Below are 1,746 nucleotides of genomic sequence, written 5' to 3' on the forward strand. Positions count from 1 at the left end.
AACACCGTCAGGTCGAGGATGTCCTCGCCGATCACGAAGTCGGTCACCAGGTCGGTGGTGCCGTCGAAGTCCCGCCGCAGCACGAAGCGGTCGGCACCCGCGCCGCCGGTCAGCGTGTCCGCGCCCTCATTGGCCAGCAGCGCATCGTCGCCCTCGCCGCCGAGCAGGCTGTCGGCGCCAAGCCCACCGGCCAGGGTGTCGGCATCGGCGCCGCCCTCCAGCGTGTCATTGCCGTCATCGCCGCGCAGGCTGTCGTCGCCCGCCCCGCCGAGCAGCAGGTCCTGCTCGTTGCCGCCGGACAGCGTGTCGGCGCCCGGCCCGCCGAACAGCCGGTCGTTGCCTTCCTGGCCTTCCCGGCTGTCGTCGCCCGACCCGCCGAACAGGTCGTCCGCCCCGCCGGTCGGCGCCAGCGCCGAGCCGGTGGTGGAGAAGGCGAAGGAGTTCGACGCCAGCAGCGCCGCCCGGTCCACCCCGGCCAGCAGCGCGTTGGTGGAATTGTTGGCGTAGGTCGAGCTGATCAGCACGCCATCCGCCGTCGCCGTGCTGAGCCGCGTGAGCGTGTCGAGGTCGGAGATCCCGAACACCGTCAGGTCGAGGATGTCCTCGCCGATCACGAAGTCGGTCACCAGGTCGGTGGTGCCGTCGAAGTCCCGCCGCAGCACGAAGCGGTCGGCACCCACGCCGCCGGTCAGCGTGTCCGCGCCCTCATTGGCCAGCAGCGCATCGTCGCCCTCGCCGCCGAGCAGGCTGTCCGCGCCCAACCCGCCGGCCAGCGTGTCCGCGCCGGCGTCGCCCGACAGGGTGTTCGCGCCCGCGTTGCCGACCAGCAGGTTGTCCAGTTCGTTGCCAGTGCCCGAGAGGTTGGCGCCGCCGGTCAGCACCAGCACATCGAGGCCTGCCCCCAGCGTGTGGCTGACCGAGGCGGAGACGGTGTCGGCGCCGGCGCTGTCGCTTGCCAAATCACCGGCGTCGTCCACCAGGAACAGGTCGTCGCCCGCGCCGCCTTCCACGCTGTCGGCACCCGCGCCGCCATCCAAGGTGTCGGCGCCGGCATCGCCCGACAGCGTGTCATTGCCGCCGAGGCCCGACATGCTGTTCGCGCCGGTATTGCCGAGGATCAGATTATCGAGGCCGTTGCCGGTGCCATCCAGGTCGGCCGCGCCATTCAGCACCAGGACCTCGATATCCGCGGCGAGGGTGTGGTCCACCGACGCGATGACCGTCTCCGCGCCGGCGCTGTCGCTGACCAGGTCGCCGGCGTCGTCCACGACGAACAGGTCGTCACCCGCGCCGCCGGACATGCTGTCCGCGCCGGTGCTGCCGTCCAGCGTGTCGTTGCCCCCCAGGCCGGAGAGGGTATTGGCGCCGGCATTGCCGAGGATGAGGTTGTTCAGCGTGTTGCCGGCGCCGACCAGCGCGCCGCCGACGAGCTCAAGTTCCTCGAGCTCCGCGCCCAACGTGTGGTCGAGCGAGGCGATCACCCGGTCGGTGCCGCCAGCAGCAGCCTCCACCACGGTGTCGAGGCTGCTGTCCACCAGATAGGTGTCGTTGTCGGCGCCACCCGTCATGCTGTCGTTGCCGGCACCGCCATCCAGCGTGTCGCTGCCGGCTCCGCCGTTCAGCACGTCGTTGCCGCTGTCGGCCTGCAGCAGGTCCGCGCCGGCGCCGCCGTTCAGCGTCTCGGTGCCCGCCCGGCCGATCAGCGTGTCCGCCCCGGCCGTGCCGGTCAGCGACAGGCTGCCGGTG

1 protein-coding gene is annotated in these 1,746 nt (G+C 71.8%); it reads right to left on the reverse strand.

The genetic code is table 11. The annotated features are described in order from the left end of the window. Positions 1 to 1,746 (reverse strand): calcium-binding protein (locus ACESM1_RS28980; RefSeq protein WP_372624708.1); only part of this gene is annotated, 1,746 nt, incomplete at both ends.

It is taken from the genome of Falsiroseomonas sp. (assembly GCF_041690465.1).
Classification (GTDB): domain Bacteria; phylum Pseudomonadota; class Alphaproteobacteria; order Acetobacterales; family Acetobacteraceae; genus Falsiroseomonas.